The 16,115-nt window shown below is 65.2% G+C and carries 13 protein-coding genes and 1 tRNA gene; 3 read left to right on the top strand and 11 right to left on the bottom strand.

The window, feature by feature from the left end; all coding sequences use genetic code 11:
* Positions 1-226 precede the first annotated feature (226 nt).
* Positions 227-943 (bottom strand): response regulator transcription factor, encoded by a 717-nt coding sequence (locus SOM47_RS05545; RefSeq protein WP_320504979.1) that lies wholly within the window; start codon positions 941-943, stop codon positions 227-229.
* A gap of 194 nt (positions 944-1,137) precedes the next feature.
* Between SOM47_RS05545 and SOM47_RS05540 the strand changes: the two genes are divergently transcribed.
* Positions 1,138-2,274 carry a GGDEF domain-containing protein gene (locus SOM47_RS05540; RefSeq protein ID WP_320504978.1) on the top strand — a complete coding sequence of 379 codons (1,137 nt, stop codon included), beginning with the start codon at positions 1,138-1,140 and terminating at the stop codon, positions 2,272-2,274.
* Between the two features lie 193 nt (positions 2,275-2,467).
* On the opposite strand, the gene SOM47_RS05535 is transcribed toward SOM47_RS05540, so the two are convergent.
* The 4 genes from SOM47_RS05535 to SOM47_RS05520 form a co-directional block, all read right to left on the bottom strand.
* Complete coding sequence (locus tag SOM47_RS05535) at positions 2,468-2,830, bottom strand: hypothetical protein (protein ID WP_042613149.1); 363 nt, start codon at positions 2,828-2,830, stop codon at positions 2,468-2,470.
* A 60-nt stretch (positions 2,831-2,890) separates the two neighbouring features.
* On the bottom strand, positions 2,891-3,640 hold the full coding sequence (locus tag SOM47_RS05530) for an RHS repeat-associated core domain-containing protein (protein WP_320504977.1): 750 nt from the start codon (positions 3,638-3,640) through the stop codon (positions 2,891-2,893).
* A 389-nt stretch (positions 3,641-4,029) separates the two neighbouring features.
* A tRNA-Thr gene (locus tag SOM47_RS05525) sits at positions 4,030-4,105 on the bottom strand.
* 35 nt (positions 4,106-4,140) lie between these two features.
* Positions 4,141-4,647 carry a hypothetical protein gene (locus SOM47_RS05520; protein ID WP_320504976.1) on the bottom strand — a complete coding sequence of 169 codons (507 nt, stop codon included), beginning with the start codon at positions 4,645-4,647 and terminating at the stop codon, positions 4,141-4,143.
* A gap of 567 nt (positions 4,648-5,214) precedes the next feature.
* Here SOM47_RS05520 and SOM47_RS05515 point away from each other — a divergent pair.
* Entirely contained in the window at positions 5,215-6,198 is a 984-nt protein-coding gene (locus SOM47_RS05515; RefSeq protein WP_320504975.1) for a hypothetical protein, read from the top strand.
* A gap of 111 nt (positions 6,199-6,309) precedes the next feature.
* On the opposite strand, the gene SOM47_RS05510 is transcribed toward SOM47_RS05515, so the two are convergent.
* The 6 genes from SOM47_RS05510 to murJ form a co-directional block, all read right to left on the bottom strand.
* Positions 6,310-8,193 carry a M61 family metallopeptidase gene (locus SOM47_RS05510; RefSeq protein WP_320504974.1) on the bottom strand — a complete coding sequence of 628 codons (1,884 nt, stop codon included), beginning with the start codon at positions 8,191-8,193 and terminating at the stop codon, positions 6,310-6,312.
* 260 nt (positions 8,194-8,453) lie between these two features.
* Complete coding sequence (ispH, locus tag SOM47_RS05505; RefSeq protein WP_320504973.1) at positions 8,454-9,404, bottom strand: 4-hydroxy-3-methylbut-2-enyl diphosphate reductase; 951 nt, start codon at positions 9,402-9,404, stop codon at positions 8,454-8,456.
* A 35-nt stretch (positions 9,405-9,439) separates the two neighbouring features.
* On the bottom strand, positions 9,440-9,958 hold the full coding sequence (gene lspA, locus SOM47_RS05500; RefSeq protein WP_057509280.1) for a signal peptidase II: 519 nt from the start codon (positions 9,956-9,958) through the stop codon (positions 9,440-9,442).
* Positions 9,958-12,789, bottom strand: coding sequence for an isoleucine--tRNA ligase (gene ileS, locus SOM47_RS05495; protein ID WP_320504972.1), 2,832 nt, complete (start codon positions 12,787-12,789; stop codon positions 9,958-9,960). Before ileS ends, lspA begins: the two co-directional genes overlap by 1 nt.
* Complete coding sequence (locus tag SOM47_RS05490; RefSeq protein WP_320504971.1) at positions 12,786-13,733, bottom strand: bifunctional riboflavin kinase/FAD synthetase; 948 nt, start codon at positions 13,731-13,733, stop codon at positions 12,786-12,788. The genes ileS and SOM47_RS05490 overlap by 4 nt, the downstream gene beginning before the upstream one ends.
* A gap of 75 nt (positions 13,734-13,808) precedes the next feature.
* Positions 13,809-15,401: a murein biosynthesis integral membrane protein MurJ gene (murJ, locus tag SOM47_RS05485; RefSeq protein ID WP_320505064.1), complete on the bottom strand. Its 1,593-nt coding sequence runs from the start codon at positions 15,399-15,401 to the stop codon at positions 13,809-13,811.
* A gap of 116 nt (positions 15,402-15,517) precedes the next feature.
* Between murJ and rpsT the strand changes: the two genes are divergently transcribed.
* The gene (rpsT, locus tag SOM47_RS05480; RefSeq protein WP_042614258.1) at positions 15,518-15,787 is read left to right on the top strand and encodes a 30S ribosomal protein S20; all 270 of its coding nucleotides are present in this window, start codon (positions 15,518-15,520) and stop codon (positions 15,785-15,787) included.
* Positions 15,788-16,115: the final 328 nt, after the last annotated feature.

Genomic DNA, 16,115 nt, shown 5'->3' with positions numbered 1-16,115 from the left:
TGGAACCCCTGTTGGTGCGGCGGCACAAGCCAATTGCGAAGATCACGCACGCGCACGAAAGCGCACCGCTGGCGTCAGCGGTCGGAGCGGGAGAAAGCACGATGCTGCGGCGAGCTGCCGAGCGCCCCATTGCGAGGCGCGCACTATAAGCAGCGACTGTTTACCACTCAATCACGGATGTTTTCATCGCGTGAGATAAAAAGAAATAAACGGTGAAGACAGCCGGCTACGAGGCCCAGGCATAGCCGATTGAACGTATGGAACGCACCGGCAGCGGTTGCGCGGCGCCTTCCTCCACCTTCCGTCGCAGCCGATGGACGACCATCTCGAGCCGATACGGGTCGAACTCGGGAAGCTGGGCGACGATGTTCTTTGTCAGCTCATCGCGCGACATGGCCGCCCCCGGGGTACGCATCAACGCCGCCAACAGCAGCAGCTCGGCGTGCGAAAGCTGGACCTGCTTTCCTGCCGGCGAGGTCAGACGCCAGCCTTCCAGCGCCAGGCTCCAGCCGGAGGCTTTCAGCACCGTGGCGGTTGCGCGCCCGGCTGTTTCCCGCCCACGGCGACGCAACACGCTGCGCAGGGTAGCGGCAAGGACTTCGCTTTCCACCGGCTTGACCAGATAGGCATCGGCACCGCCGTCCAGTCCGCGGATCTGGTCCGCACTTCCCGAGCGCCCAGTGAGCAGCACGACAGCGACGTCATCGCTTTGCCGCAGATGCGCCAATGCACTGAAGCCGTCTTCATCAGGCAGCCCAACGTCGAGCACGACGGCGTCCACGCGCCCCCGCATCAGCTGCCGATACATCTCAAGCGCGCTGCCGGCCGCTTGGACATCGAAACCCAAGTCAATCAGGTCCGGCACCAGGATCTGGTCGCGTAATTCGTGGTCGTCCTCCACCACGAGGATCTTCGTGTGTTGCTCCGATGAGCCAGACTGCATTGAAGGTCCCCGTCTCGTCTTGTGAGCACATCGCCCGCTGCGCCCGCTGGCTTCAGCCGACGCTCCATCGGGCCGACGTATTCTACCCATTGAATGCAACGCGGCGATCGTTGCCCGTCCAGCAGGACTTCCGACTCCGGCTCCAGCACCCGGGCCGCAACCGCGCAGCACCGCGCCCCCTATCAAGCCAACTGATGGTCGACATCCCCACCCTCCTCGGTTACAGCGCGGTCGTCCTCCTGCTCATCGCGGTGCTCCTGGGGGCTGTCCGGCCGACCGGCCGACGCATTGCCTGGTTCGCGGCTCCCTTCGCCGCAGGGGCGATCGGCTGCGCTTTCCTGGTCCATCCCAGCGCGTTTCCAGGCAAGACGGGGCTGCATCTGGGGGCCTTCTTCATCTCGCTGGCGTTCGCGTTCGGATGGCAGGCAGTACGCGCATTCTTCGGGCACAACGCACGATGGGGCTGGTTGCTGCTGCCATCGCTGGCCTGGCTTGCTGCCGCGTTCGTGTGGTTCGACCGGCTGGGGATGGAGGCGCTGAACGCCACCCTGCGCATCGGCCTGGTTGCGCTGTATACCGGGCTGCCTGCCTACCAGCTGCTGCGGGAACAGGATCCGGGCCTGCCGTCGCGGCGGTCGCTCGGCATGGTCTTCCTGGTGGCGAGCACGCTGGCCGTGCTGGCGCTGCCCTTCACCGTATGGCTGCCGCAACCCCTTGGTGCTGCGCCGGCTGAGACGTGGGCCGTCGTGTTCTTCAACGCGCAGATCCTCATCGAAGTGCTGCTCGCCAGCGCGCTGATGGTGACGATGAGCAAGGAACGGGCCGCCCAGCAGCTCTACGAGGCCTCCATCCGCGACCCTCTGTCGAACCTGTACAACCGCCGCTTCCTGGAAGATCGCAAGGCGGCGTGGCAACGGGGCGACAGGTCCACTGGACGCTCCCGCGCAATGATCTATTTTGATATCGACCACTTCAAGCGCATCAATGATCGTCTCGGGCACGCCATCGGCGACCAGGTCATCGTGCTGGCCGCCCGCGTCGCGGAGGATTCTCTGCGGAAGAAGGACTGGGTATTCCGGCTCGGCGGGGAGGAGTTCCTGTGCGTGCTCCCGGACGTGGACCACGCCGGAGCGGTAGAGGCAGCAGAAAGGCTTCGAGCGGCGTTCGAACAGGCCGCACGGACCGTCGGGGACGAGCCCGTCAACGCCACGTTGAGCGCAGGGGTTGCAGCGGGCACCAGTGGAAATCCGGACTTCGACGCGCTGCTCGCCGTTGCGGACGACCACCTGTATGCCGCCAAACAGAGCGGGCGCAACCGGGTAGTGGGCTGAGCGCCCGGAGGGCGTTGCCTACGCAAACAAACAAAAAGCCCCGACCAAGGCCGGGGCTTTTCGTACAACTGGTGCCGGAAACAGGAATCGAACCTATGACCTACGCATTACTAGGCAACCCACTGGGGCATTGAGAAGCTCTCCGACCAGTACGATCCGCATGGCATCCATTGGATATCCCAGAACCATCTACTCAAGCGGGGCCTACCGCCGACAGTACAGCGTCAATTCCGACGTCTGTACAGATCCGAAGCGCACGCTCTCGGGCTTCACTGGCCGTCAGTCGCCCTGCCATCTTCAATGCTTCGGCTGAAAACTCCGGATCAAGCGAAATCTTGTTCACAACTTCCTCTTGAATGCGGCGGTGCAACTCAACAGCCGGACCTGGCCGTACCATATCTCCATAATGCATCGCGCTTGAAGCCTCGTGCCCGTCCAACGCCTCGTAATAGTAGAAGTTGGAGTACTCGTCAATGAAGCTCTGGGCGTTGACAGTGCCGAGTGCAAAATCTCTAACAAGCATCGTCATCTTGATGAGCCCTGCATCATTATCCATGTTCCACGCAGCTCCTCTATTATTGTTTTATTGGAAGCCAAGGGGTCCCGTCGGCATTGGTTACCCCTGGAACATGACCATGCGGCTGCTGCGCTCGCGGATCGGGATGGGTTGATGGTTATGTCCTCCATCCATACGCACCCCAGTAGGCTGCCCATCAGGCCCTTTCGCCTGAACGAAACGGCCATCCGGAGATCCTTCAATTTTCCCACCTGGAGGTGTCGGGATCGCGTTTCCCTTGGAATCGACATAAATCGTTCCAGCACCTTTCTGCTCGCTGGCGAGTTTCCGTCCTATTTTCGCGGCTTCGTCACCATGCTTCAGGACTGCCTTCCCGGCATCACCTGCAAGCGGGACCAGACCAATTGCCGCCCCAGCAATATTCGCAGGTGTTGGAGCTTGGATTGCCTCAACAATACCTTTGACGTCACCCAAGACAGGAGTGAAGTCGGCAACTGCAGGGAGGATCTGCCGGGCTTGCTCAGCTGTTACAGGATTGTAGAAGTCCTTCGGCGCTCCCAGCGCTTGACGCCCATCTGGGTCAGTAAAGCGATATGGATTCCCGCTCGCATACCGATATCGATTGAACTGCCCCACAGGCTGTTCAAACGCCGTCACCGGGTCCACAGACAGGAACATCCCCAACTGCGGATCCATGTACCGTTGCTGCATGTAAGTCAGACCGGTAGCGGCATCGCTCACATGTCCGGCATACCCGGGACCGTCAGTCAGATCCTCCCCGACAACATCGCCGTAAGGCTCGTACGTCATCCGCTCGATGACGTTGCCATTGGCATCCGTCTTGGCCACGACCGATCCCAGTGCATCGGTATGCAGGTAGCGGACCGTTGTCTGCGCCGAAGCCGGCGCAAGCCAGGACAGCCCGGCTAGAAGGGCGCAGCTCCAGAGCGCTACCGAACCGGCCCGGAGCCTACTGGTTGCAGCCGCCGCAATGTGCGCGAACGCACCTGCGACCCGTCTCCCGAACGCAGTCATCTTTCCAATCCTTGAAAGAACCTTGAAGCGAGGCATGGCTTTCATAGCACACGTCGCACGCGCTCCGGAAGGGAGGATGTCGGTGAGTGTCCGGGAAGCCGACTTAGGGTGGAGAGGTGGGCAACCGACTGCCGCCGACCCTGGGTCGGCGCCAACGCAAACAAACAAAAAGCCCCGACCAAGGCCGGGGCTTTTCGTACAACTGGTGCCGGAAATAGGAATCGAACCTACGACCTACGCATTACGAATGCGCCGCTCTACCAACTGAGCTATTCCGGCTGAGCAGGCAATTCTAGGGGCTGGGGAACAGCCGGTCAATCACCGGACCGGGGCAGCATGCAGCAGCGGCGATAGATCGCTTCCGCCTGCTCGGCGGCCATCCGCTGCTGGTCCAGGGACAGGGCCTGGCGGGACTGGGCCAGCAGCGCATCCGACCAGAACGTGGGGCTCAGCCGTTGCAGTACCTGCCCATAGGCGTAAGCCGCGACCGGATCCTTGACGGTCCGGTAACCACTTTCATGAACGCTCTGCAGGCCTGACAGCGCCTCCACGTTGCCACCGTCCGCCAGCGCATGCAGGTAGCGCAGGGAGGTCTCACGCCAGGCCAGCACGTCCTCCTCGCGCTCAGCCAGTTCCGCTGCCGACGACGCGCCCACCGCCGTCCGCACGTCGATCGCGTAGAGCAGCTGCGCCTCCACCGAGCCCTGCTCGGCCGCGCGCGCCAGCCATGGCGCCCGGTAGAGCGCGGGGTCCTGGCTCAGGGCGACGCACTCGCCCAGGCGCACCTCCAGCTTGCTCAGGAAGTCCGGATCGGGTCGCATGCCAGCGCGCCGCATGGCCTGCCAGCTCGCTTCGGGTTCCCCGGAGATCAGATTCCTGCAGTCACGCACCGCGAGCTAGATTTCATACGTGGCGAGACCGTCACCCGCGTCCGAGCGGGGCTTCAGCGCGAGCACCTGTTGCTTCGCGTCCCCGGCCGCCCGCCATGCCGGGGGGCGGTGGATGCTATAGGCCTTCGCACCCACCTGCTGCAGCATGGCTGGATCGTAGGCGGAGGATCCGGGGCGGCCTGAAGGCTGCCGGGGCGTGAGCCGTGCGACGGGCATTGCGCTGCCTGCAACACCGCCGACAAGCTCCGCTTCAACAGCCGACACCGTCCCGGGCTGCGCATCGCCACGCCAGAACAAGAGCGCACCGCCGATTGCCACTACAACTACTACGCATCCTGCGATTACCGCTGTCCTTCTCATCGGGTCCCGTGCTCCTGCTGTGTCGTCCTTATAGTGCCCTCAAACGTCACCGGCTGCGCGTGCCCCCAACGCCACTCCCGACAAGGCCCTGACACCCCTGTAGTACGCTGCCCTCCCCTGTACTCCCCTCACATGGCCGTGAAAAATCCACTCTGGTTCTGGGGTGCATTCCTGCTGTTCTTCGCGCTGATGTTCGCCGTCGGCTTGCCCGTGATGATGTACGGCCAGGTCAGTTACCCCGTGCCGCTGGACGCCCGCGTCGCGCCGGGGTGGGCGCTGACGATGCTGGCCGTCTCCATGGGCCTGTGGCTGGGCCTGCTTTACGTCTACGTGGACACCCTCGTGCTTGCCGGAGTCCGCTCGGTGCGCCGGATGCACGACATCCTGACCCGCGGTGAGCCGCGCAACGCACTTATCGAACAGGTGGTCAGCCTGCCGGGCAGCGTCGACGGTTTCCCGCAGTTGCGGCTGCGCCTGGCCTTCGACAATCTATCCGGCACGCCCATCACCGATGAACTCGTGCTGGTGGACAGCAAGCCGATGCAGCGGCGCTACGAGGTCGGCCGCACGCTGCCCGCCCGCTTGAGCCGCTCGCCCGGCCCCTATCCCAACATGTCCCTGGAAGGCGGCACGCCGGAGATCAACCACAGCACGTTATGGCTGCGCGTTTCGATCGGCGTGTTGTTCGTGGCAGTGGTCGCGAGTGCGTACGGCGTGGCGTGGCAGCTGCAGAACGATGGACTGGGCTGGACGTTTCTCAGCCTCGGGCATCCGCTGCTGATCTGTCCGCTGGTGCTGTGGGTGTTCGTGGTTGGCATACGACTGTTGATGCGCCGGCTGCAGGCGGATGCAGCGGGCAACGCGCTGAAGTATCGGGGCGTGGGCACCGTCGCCATCATCGACGACGTGCGCCAGACCGGTGCGTTCTTCAACGAACAGCCGCAGGTGGAGTTCCAGCTGCGGTTTACCGATGTGGCCGGACAGCCGCAGCGCGCGGTGATCCGGCGCTACGTGCCGTTGCTTGATCTGGCGACGATTCCGCGGGAGACGATGCAGATTATTTACGATCCCGGGAATCCGTCGCGTGTGCAGATGGATCAGGATGCTGCTCGCCGAGCATAGCGATGCCGGCCGCCCTGGCCGGCCCCCTCCGGGCCGTCGCAGGCGACGTTGGCAGCGGCTCCTGCCGCTGCCTTCGGCGCTACCGGGGCAGGCTGAGCCTCAACGCTGAGGTCAGCGCGCCTTCCACAGCGCGGACAACCCATCGCGCGTGCCGGCAATCCGTTCCAGCGCGGGGTACTGCGCGCCGCCGTGGTAATCGATGCTGATCGGCATTACCCGGTCGAAGTGCTTCACCAGCAGGGTGATCGGCGCTTTGCTGTCCCTGGAGCCGGCCACGACCTCCTTCAGCCGCTCGCTCTTGTACTCGCGTCCGTCCACGGCGATCACGGACATGCCCGGTGCAAGACCGGCGTTGAAGGCCGGGCTGTCCCACACCACGTCACCCACCACGCCGGCATCGGTCACGGTGGCCCCGATGGAATAGGTCAGCAGCGCGGCCTTGGCGCGGGTTTCCTGCGCCTTGAAGGCCTCGTTCGGGGTATCGCGGTAGGCCAGCTTCCAGCCTGCCATTTCCAGCCCGCCGATCAGCGATCCATGGCCATCCAGGCGCTCGCGCAGGAAGCCGGCCCAGTCCGCCGGGGCGATGGTGTTCAACGTGGCCACCACGTCATCGAAGGTGTACGGATTGACGTCCCACTCGCCGTTGTCCATGCCGAAGAAGGCCTTGGCGAAGTCATCCAGGCCACGCTTGCCACCGCTCAGCGCGCGCAGCTTGCCCTCCACTTCCAGCCACAGCATCTGCCCGCCGGAATAGTAGTCTTCGCTCATCTGGTAGTTGCGGTACGCCAGGCCACGACGCTGGGCGATGGTCGGGTCGTTGGTGGTGTCCTGCAGCGGCCGCCAGGCCAGTCCGGGACGCCCGCGATCGAACGTCGCCGCCACGTTGGCGAGCATGTCACGCGCTTGGTCGGTGCTCCACAATCCGGAGCGCGCGGCCAGCACCTGGCCCCAGAACTGGGTCTGCCCTTCGTACACCCACAGCAGGCTGTCGCCCATCGGCACGTTGAAATTCGCGGTTGCCAGGTCGGCGCCGCGGCGGTACTTGCCGTTCCAGGAATGGTTGTACTCGTGCGGCAGCAGATCGCGCGCCCACCAGTTCTTGTCCCACTCGGTGAAATAGCCCACATCGCCACTGTTTTCGCTGGAACGGTGATGCTCCAGCCCGATGCCGCCCAGCTTGTCGGTCAGCGCCAGCAGGAAGTCGTAATGATCGAAATGGCGTGCGCCGTACAGCTTGTCCATCTGCTGCACCAGCGCGCGGTGCGCCTTCAGTTGCTCCGCGCTGGCCTTCAGCGATTTGGCATCGTCGGCGAACACGTTCAGGTGCACTGGCTGCTTCGCGCCCGGATCCAGGTCGAAGCGCTGGAAGTGCTCGCCGGCAAACAACGGCGAATCCACCAGGTGCTCATAGCTGATCGGCTTGAATACCACGGTGTCGCCGTCGCGGCGCTCGGTTTCCAGCGCGGTCGCATAGGACCAGCCGGCCGGCAGGGTCACGCTGGCCTGCGCCTGCAACCCACCGGCATCCACGCCGCTGGGATACAGCGAACTGGCGTTCCACTGCAGGTTGAGCATTTCCGGGGTCATCACCACGCGGCCCTGGCTGCCGCCCTGCGAGGACAGGTAATTGAAGCGCGCCACTACTTCGGTGGCGCCCTGTGGCACGTCCACTTTGAAGGCATACACGTTGAACTGGTCACGCTCCCACTTCAGCGGCTTGCCATTGGCAGTGACCTGCAGGCCGGCCAGTTTGTCGATCGGGCCACTGGGCGAATGGTTGCCCGGCAGCCACTGCGGATACAGCAGGGTCAGCGGGCCCGGCTTGGCCGGCACCGTGGCGGTGACCTTGAAGATGCGGCGGTCCAGGTCACGTGCGTCGACGTTGATGCGCAGCGTGCCGGGCCAGGCACTGTCGGCCGGCGGCGGGGTCTGCGCGAGTGCCGGCGTAGTCGTCAACGAGAGCAGGACGGACAGCGCCAGGGCACGGGTTTTCATCGGCAATTCCAGCAGAGGGAGAGCCTTGATCCTAGGCCTACGGCCGCGCCCTGCCCCATGGCCAAAGGTCACGGATCGGCCGGTGGCCGGATTGGGCAAAGTCGGGTGTGCACCGCCCGGAACGTCAAACGCAAAAGCCAAGGCGGCCGCTTCGCTCGCCGACCATGGGTCGGCGCTACCACACCCGGCCGGTCAGACGCCCCGGTAGCGCCGAGCCGTGCTCGGCGAGCGCGCAGCGCGGCGCCTTCAAAACGCGATGGTCAGTCGACCAGGCGCAGGCGGAGTTCCTTGGGCAGGGCGAACACCATCGATTCCGGTTCGCCTTCCAGCTCGCCGATGCCGTCGGCACCGAGTTCGCGCAGGCGGGCCAGCACGCCGTCCACCAGCACCTGCGGCGCGGATGCACCAGCGGTGACGCCGATGTGCTGCTTGCCGGTCACCCACGCGGGATCGATCTCGTGCGCGCCGTCGATCAGGTAGGACTCCACGCCCTCACGGCGAGCCAGTTCGCTCAACCGGTTGGAATTGGAGCTGTTCGGCGAGCCCACCACCAGCACCAGGTCGCAGCGCTTGGCCAGGTCGCGCACGGCGTCCTGGCGATTCTGCGTGGCGTAGCAGATGTCGTCGTTCTTTGGCCCCTGCATGGCGGGGAACTTGGCACGCAGCGCATCGATGATGCCGCGCGTGTCATCCACCGAGAGCGTGGTCTGGGTGGTGTAGGCGAAGTTTTCCGGCTGGTCGAGCACCAGCGAGGCCACCTGCTCCACGTCTTCCACCAGATAGATCTTCCCGGTGCCGGCTTCCTGGTTCCACTGGCCCATGGTGCCTTCCACTTCGGGGTGGCCGGCATGGCCGATCAACACCACGTCGCGGCCGGCGCGGCAGTGGCGCGCCACTTCGAAATGCACCTTCGTCACCAGCGGGCAGGTGGCGTCGAACACTTTCAGGCCACGGCGATCGGCCTCCTGGCGCACTGCCTGGGATACGCCGTGCGCACTGAAGATGACCGTGTTGTTGTCCGGTACTTCGTCCAGTTCCTCGACGAAGATGGCGCCACGCTGCTTCAGGTCGTCGACCACGAAACGGTTGTGCACCACTTCATGGCGCACGTAGATGGGGGCGCCGAGCGTTTCGATCGCGCGCTTCACGATCTCGATCGCACGATCGACACCGGCACAGAAACCACGCGGATTGGCGAGCAGGACATCCATCTTCAACGTCTCCCGGCGTCGGCCGGCTTGGGGGGTTACGGGGTCGTATTATCCGCTTTTTTGGACGACTTGCCCTCGAACAGGCCGAACACCGCGATACCGACGGCGCCCACCACGATCGCCGCGTCGGCGATGTTGAACGAGGGCCAGTAGTGGTCACCCACGTACCACTGGATGAAATCCACCACATGGCCGTGCACCTGGCGGTCGATCACGTTGCCGATGGCACCGCCGATCACCAGCGCGAACGGCAGCGCGCTGCGCCAGTTGCTGCGGGCGGTGCCGTACAGCCACCACGCCATCAGGCCACTGATGCCGATCGCCAGCACGGTGAAGAAGTACTTCTGCCAGCCACCGGCATCACTGAGGAAGCTGAACGCCGCCCCGGTGTTGTAGGTGCGGAACCAGTTCCAGAAGCCTTCGATGACCGGCACCGGCTCGTATTCGGGCAGGCTGGAGAGCACCCAGGCCTTGCTCCACTGGTCCAGGATGATGACCACCACCGACAGGACCAGCCAGATCAGCGCGTTCGGACGCGGACGGACGGCGGTCATCAGAACCACCGCCGATCTTCGCCGGCACCGTCGATGTTGTCGGCACAGCGGCCGCAGATATCAGGATGCTCGGCCACGCTGCCCACGTCGGCACGGAAGTGCCAACAGCGCACGCACTTGGTCTTGCTGGTCGGCTGGGCACTGACGAACACTTCCTCGGTGGTCGCCGGGCGCACCTGCACGTCACCGCTGATCAGCAGGAAGCGCAGTTCCTCGGCCAGCGGCTGCCAGCGTGCGGCCTGCTCTTCGCTGGCGGCGACGGTGATCTCCGCTTCCAGCGCGGCACCGATGGCACCGTTGGCACGCATCGGCTCCAGCACCTTGGACACCTGCTCGCGCAGGGCCAGCAGCTGGTCGAAATCGGCGGCGGACAGTTCGGCATCGGCCGGCAGCGGCGCCAGGCCGTCGTACCAGGTGTCGAACAGCACGTGTGCGCTGCGCTCGCCCGGCAGGTAGCCCCACAGCTCGTCGGAGGTGAAGGTCAGGATCGGGGCGATCCAGCGGGTGAACGCTTCGGCGATGTGGTACATCGCGCTCTGCGCCGAACGCCGGCCGCGTGAGTCCTCGCCCATGGTGTACAGGCGGTCCTTGGTCACGTCCAGGTACAGCGAACCCAGGTCCACGCTGCAGAAGTTCAGCAGCAGCTGCACGATCTCGGCCATGTCGTAGCTTTCGTACGCCGCCTTGATCTTTTCCTGCAGTTCGAAGGCGCGGTGCACGATCCAGCGGTCCAGCGCGACCATGTCGTTGAGCGGGCGCAGGTGCACGGCCGGATCGAAACCGTCCAGGTTGGCCAGCAGGAAGCGTGCGGTGTTGCGCAGCCGACGGTAGGCATCGGCGTTGCGCTTGAGGATCTCCTGCGACAGCGACATTTCATTGCTGTAGTCGGCCGAGGCGATCCACAGGCGCAGGATGTCCGCACCCAAGGTCTTCATGATGTCCTGCGGTTCGATGCCGTTGCCCAGCGACTTGGACATCTTGCGGCCGTGCTCGTCCACGGTGAAACCATGGGTGAGGCACTGCTTGTACGGCGCATGGCGGTCGATCGCCACACCGGTCAGCAGCGAGGACTGGAACCAGCCGCGGTGCTGGTCGGAACCTTCCAGATACAGGTCGGCGGGCTTGCCGAAGCCACGCGCCAGCAGCACCCCTTCGTGGGTGACGCCGGAATCGAACCAGACATCCAGGATGTCGGTGACCTTTTCATAATCGGCCGCTTCGGCGCCCAGCAGTTCGGCGGCGTCCAGCGAGTACCAGACGTCGATGCCGTCCACCTGCACGCGATCGGCCACGGCCTGCATCAGCTCCACGCTGCGCGGGTGCATTTCACCGGTGATGCGATGGGTGAACAGCGCGATCGGCACGCCCCAGGTGCGCTGGCGGCTGATGCACCAGTCCGGCCGGCCATCGACCATGCTCTGGATGCGCGCCTTGCCCCAGGCCGGGAACCAGCCCACGTTGTCGATGGCGGTCAGCGCGTCTTCGCGCAGCTTCGCCTTCTCCATCGAGATGAACCACTGCGGGGTGGCGCGGAACACCACCGGCTTCTTGTGGCGCCAGCAATGCGGGTAGCTGTGGGTGATCTCGGCGAAGGCCAGCAGTGCGCCGGACGCGCGCAGCACCTCCACGATCAGCGGCTGCGCCTTCCACAGGTGCACCCCGGCGAGCACGACATCGCCGGCCGGCGGTGTCGACGGCAGGTACACGCCCGCACCGTCGATCGGATTGATTTCACCGGCGTGGTAGCGCTCCAGCAGGCCGTACTGCTGGCTGACCGCGTAATCTTCCTGGCCGTGGCCGGGCGCGGTATGCACCGCACCGGTACCGTCTTCGTCGGACACGTGGGCGCCGTTGAGCAGCGGGATATCGCGCTGCGGATAGAACGGGTGGGCCAGCAGCAGGTTTTCCAGCGCCGCGCCGTTGGCATGGCCGTGGCTGACCACGTCCTGCACGCCGTAACGTGCCAGCGAACGACCGGCCAGCGCGGTGGCCAGCACCAGCCAGCGACGGCCGCCGTTGTGCGCCGGGCCTTCCACCAGCGAGTATTCGATGGCCGCACCCAGCGACACCGCCAGCGATGCCGGCAGGGTCCACGGGGTGGTGGTCCAGATCGGCACCGCCACTTCCACGCCTTCGGGCAGGTCCACGCCGAAGGCCGCGGCCAGCGCCCTGGAATCACGCGCCGTATAGGCCACGTCCACCGTCGGGGAGACCTTGTCCTGGTATTCGATTTCCGCTTCGGCCAACGCCGAACCACAGTCGAAGCACCAGTGCACCGGCTTGGCACCGCGGATCACGTGGCCATTGGCCACGATCTTGGACAGCGCGCGGATCTCGTTCGCTTCGAACTCGAAGCTCAGCGTCTTGTACGGGTTGTCCCAGTCGCCGGTCACGCCCAGGCGCTTGAAGTCGGCGCGCTGGATCTCGATCTGTTCCTCGGCGAACTCACGGCACTTCTGCCGGAATTCGACCGCATCGAGCTTCACCCCGACCTTGCCCCACTTCTTTTCGACCGCGATCTCGATCGGCAGGCCGTGGCAGTCCCAGCCCGGCACGTAGGGCGCATCGAAGCCGGCCAGGTAGCGCGACTTGACGATGATGTCCTTGAGGATCTTGTTGACCGCATGGCCCAGGTGGATGCGGCCGTTGGCGTAGGGCGGGCCGTCATGCAGTACGAACAGCGGGCGGCCGGCGGCGTTCTCGCGCAACTGCGCGTAGAGCCCCTGCTCTTCCCAGCGCGCCAGGATGCCCGGCTCGCGCTTGGGCAGGTCGCCGCGCATCGGGAATTCGGTGGCCGGCAGATGGAGGGTGGCTTTGTAGTCCTGGCTCACGCAGTGGCTCGCAATCTATGTTCGGAAAGGATGGCGCGCGCCTGTTCGGCATCGCGGTGCATCTGGTCGGTCAGCGCCGCCAGATCATTGAACTTTTCTTCGTCGCGCAGCTTTGCCACGAACTCGACGTCGATGTGTCGACCGTACAGGTCGCCCTGGAAATCGAAAAGGTGGGCTTCCAGCAGCGGCTCCACGCCGTCTACGGTGGGACGGGTGCCGAAGCTGGATACCGACGGCCACGGCTGCTCGAAAACGCCGTGCACCAGGGTGGCATAGATGCCCGACAGCGCCGGCGTCTTCGGGAAACGCAGGTTGGCGGTGGGATAGCCCAGCGTACGGCCCAGCTGGCGCCCGCGCACCACCCGTCCGCTGATCGCGTAGGGCCGCCCCAGCAGGTCGCTGGCGTGGTCGAAATCACCGGCCAGCAGCAGCTGGCGGATGCGGGTGCTGGAGATGCGCTCGCCACGCAGATGGACCGGCTCGATCTCATTGGCCTGGAACCCGAACTCGGCGCCCATCTGTTGCAGCAACGCCAGGTTGCCGCGCCGACGGTTGCCGAACTGGAATTCCGGACCGATCCACACTTCACGCGCGCTCAGCCGCTGCACCAGCAGGCGCCGTACGAAATCTTCGGCCTGCATGGCGGCCATGCGCGCATCGAAACGCAGCAGGCCGATGGCATCCACGCCGAGTTCGCGCAGCATCTCCACCTTGCCGCGCGCCAGCGTCAGCCGCGGTGGCGGCGTGCCCTGGGCGAAGAATTCGCGTGGCAACGGCTCGAAGGCCACGGCCACGGCCGGCACGCCCAGCGCGCGGGCACGGGCGACCGCGTGGCGCACCAGCGCCCGGTGGCCCAGGTGCAGGCCGTCGAAGGCACCAATGCAGACCACGCTTCCGTGCGGGAACAACGCCCCGCCTTCAACGCTTCGAAACAACCTGCTCATCAACTCCGCTCGCGGCCGGCACGGGCCGCTGGATCAACTGTGGTAACCATGAAGTATAGCCGTGGTGGCCATGGATCAATGCCCACGCAGGTCGCGCGGACGCAGGCCCAGCGCCACCTGCACCAGCAGGTAGGTCGCCCCGCCCGCCCCGACCAGCAGCGACAGCGCGCCGATCCGCTGCCACAGGCCCATCGGCGAGAACGCCGGCAGCCAGTACAGCAGGGCCAGCAGCACGCCCACCATCGCCACGCACGACACCGCCAGGCGGACCAGGAAACGCGTCCACCCGGGGCGGCGCTCATATACGTCGGTCTTTCCAAGCCAGTACCAGAGCAGCCCGAGGTTCAGGTAGCTGGACAGCGCACTGGCGATGCCGAGCGCCAGGTGCAGGCCCGGCTGCTGGCCCAGCGCCTGCATGACGCCCTGCGCGCGCAGCTCCGCCGGCACCATCACGTGATACAGCACTGCCAGCAGGGCGAAGTTGAACACCATGTTGGCCACCAGCGCGGCGATGCCGGCGCGCACCGGGGTGCGGGTGTCCTGGCGGGCGTAGAAGGCCGGCAGCACGATCTTCAGGAGGGCGAAGGCCGGGAGCCCGAAGCTCAGGCCATACACGGCCAGCGCGGTCATGCGGGTGTCAAAGGCGGTGAATTCACCGTGTTGGAAGATCGTGGCGATCAGCGGTTCGGCCAGCAGCAGCAGGCCCAGCATGGCCGGGATGGAGATCAGCAGGGTCATCCGCAGGCCCCAGTCCAGCGCATTGGAGAAGCCCGCGCGGTCGGTGCCGACGTGGTGGCGGGCCAGCGCCGGCAGGATCACCGTGCCCAGCGCCACCCCGAACACGCCAAGCGGCAGCTCCAGGAAACGGTCAGCCAAGGACAACCAGGACTGCGAACCATCGGTCAGCTTGGCGGCGATGACGGTATCGAGCAGCAGGTTGATCTGCGCCACCGACGAGCCGAACAGGGTCGGGATCATCAGTGTCATCACCTTGCGCACGCCGGGATGGTTCCAGCCCCAGCGCGGCAGGGTGAGCAGGTTGATGCCCTTCAGCGAGGGCAACTGGAACAGCAGCTGCAGCATGCCGGCCACCAGCACCGACCAGCCCAGCGCCAGGATCGGCACGTCCATGCGCGGGGCCAGCCACAGGGCGCCGCCGATCATGCACAGGTTGAGGATGACCGGGGTCAGCGCCGGCATGGCGAACTTCTGGAAGCTGTTCAGCGCCCCGCCCGCCAGCGCGGTCAGCGAGACGAAGAACAGGAACGGGAAGGTCAGCCGGAACAGGTCGACCAGCAGGCCCTGCTTGGCCGGATCAGTGGTGGCGCCGCTGGCGAACAGATTGGCCAGCTGAGGTGCGAAGATCAGTGCCAGTGCCGTCACCACCATCAACACGCCGGCGAGCGTCCCGGCCACCCGCGCCATCAGGTCGCGCAGCTCCTCGTGGCTGCGGGTCTCCTTCACTTCAGTGAACACCGGCACGAAGGCGGTGGCAAAAGAGCCCTCGGCGAACAACCGGCGCAGGAAATTAGGTACCCTGAAGGCGACCCAGAACGCGTCCGTCGTGGCGTTCGTACCAAAAGTCGTGGTGATGACGGTGTCCCGTACGAGCCCCAACACCCGCGAAACCATTGTCATGCTGCTGAACGACAGCAGGCCCCGCAGCATCTTGGGTGAACTCACTCAAACATCCTCTTGACAATCGACTTGACGTACATTTCTCGAGTCATCATACTAGCTAGCTTGCTGTTCCCATAACACCGATTTTTCAGGAAACCACCACCGTGGCCAATATCAAGTCCGCCAAGAAGCGCGCCAAGCAGACCGTCGTGCGCAACGCGCGCAACGTGGCTCAGCGCTCGATGCTGCGCACCGCTGTCAAGAAAGTGATCAAGGCTCTGGATAACAACGATGCAGCCGGCGCCGAAGCCGCTTTCACCGTTGCCCAGCCGATCCTCGATCGTTTCAGCGCGCGTGGTCTGATCCACAAGAACAAGGCTGCTCGCCACAAGAGCCGCCTGACCGCCCGCATCAAGGCCCTCAAGGCCGCCTGATCAGGCGAAGTCGCCCGCGCCCCCAGGGCGTTGGCTGCTACTTGAAACCCGGCTCCGGCCGGGTTTTTTGTTGCCTGCGATTTGGGCCGGCGAACGGCGAAGCCCCTCGTGGTGGGTCGGGACACGTCATCGCATTCGCGCTGCCGCTCCCACGCTTTGCTCCGCAAACCGCGGGCCCCTCCTTACCAGCACCCACACCCCGCCGCTTCGCGGCCGCCCCTGACTCAGGGGCTCCCTCCACCCGACGCGCCACGGTGCTCTGGTAGCGCCGACCCATGGTCGGCGGAATGCTCCCGCCAACGGCGCCGCTGCGCTCGCCGACCATGGG

This window comes from Stenotrophomonas sp. CFBP8980 (assembly GCF_034046095.1).
Lineage (GTDB): Bacteria > Pseudomonadota > Gammaproteobacteria > Xanthomonadales > Xanthomonadaceae > Stenotrophomonas > Stenotrophomonas lacuserhaii.
Note: the sequence above shows the minus strand (reverse complement) of the source record. Positions and strands in the feature narration are given on the sequence as shown.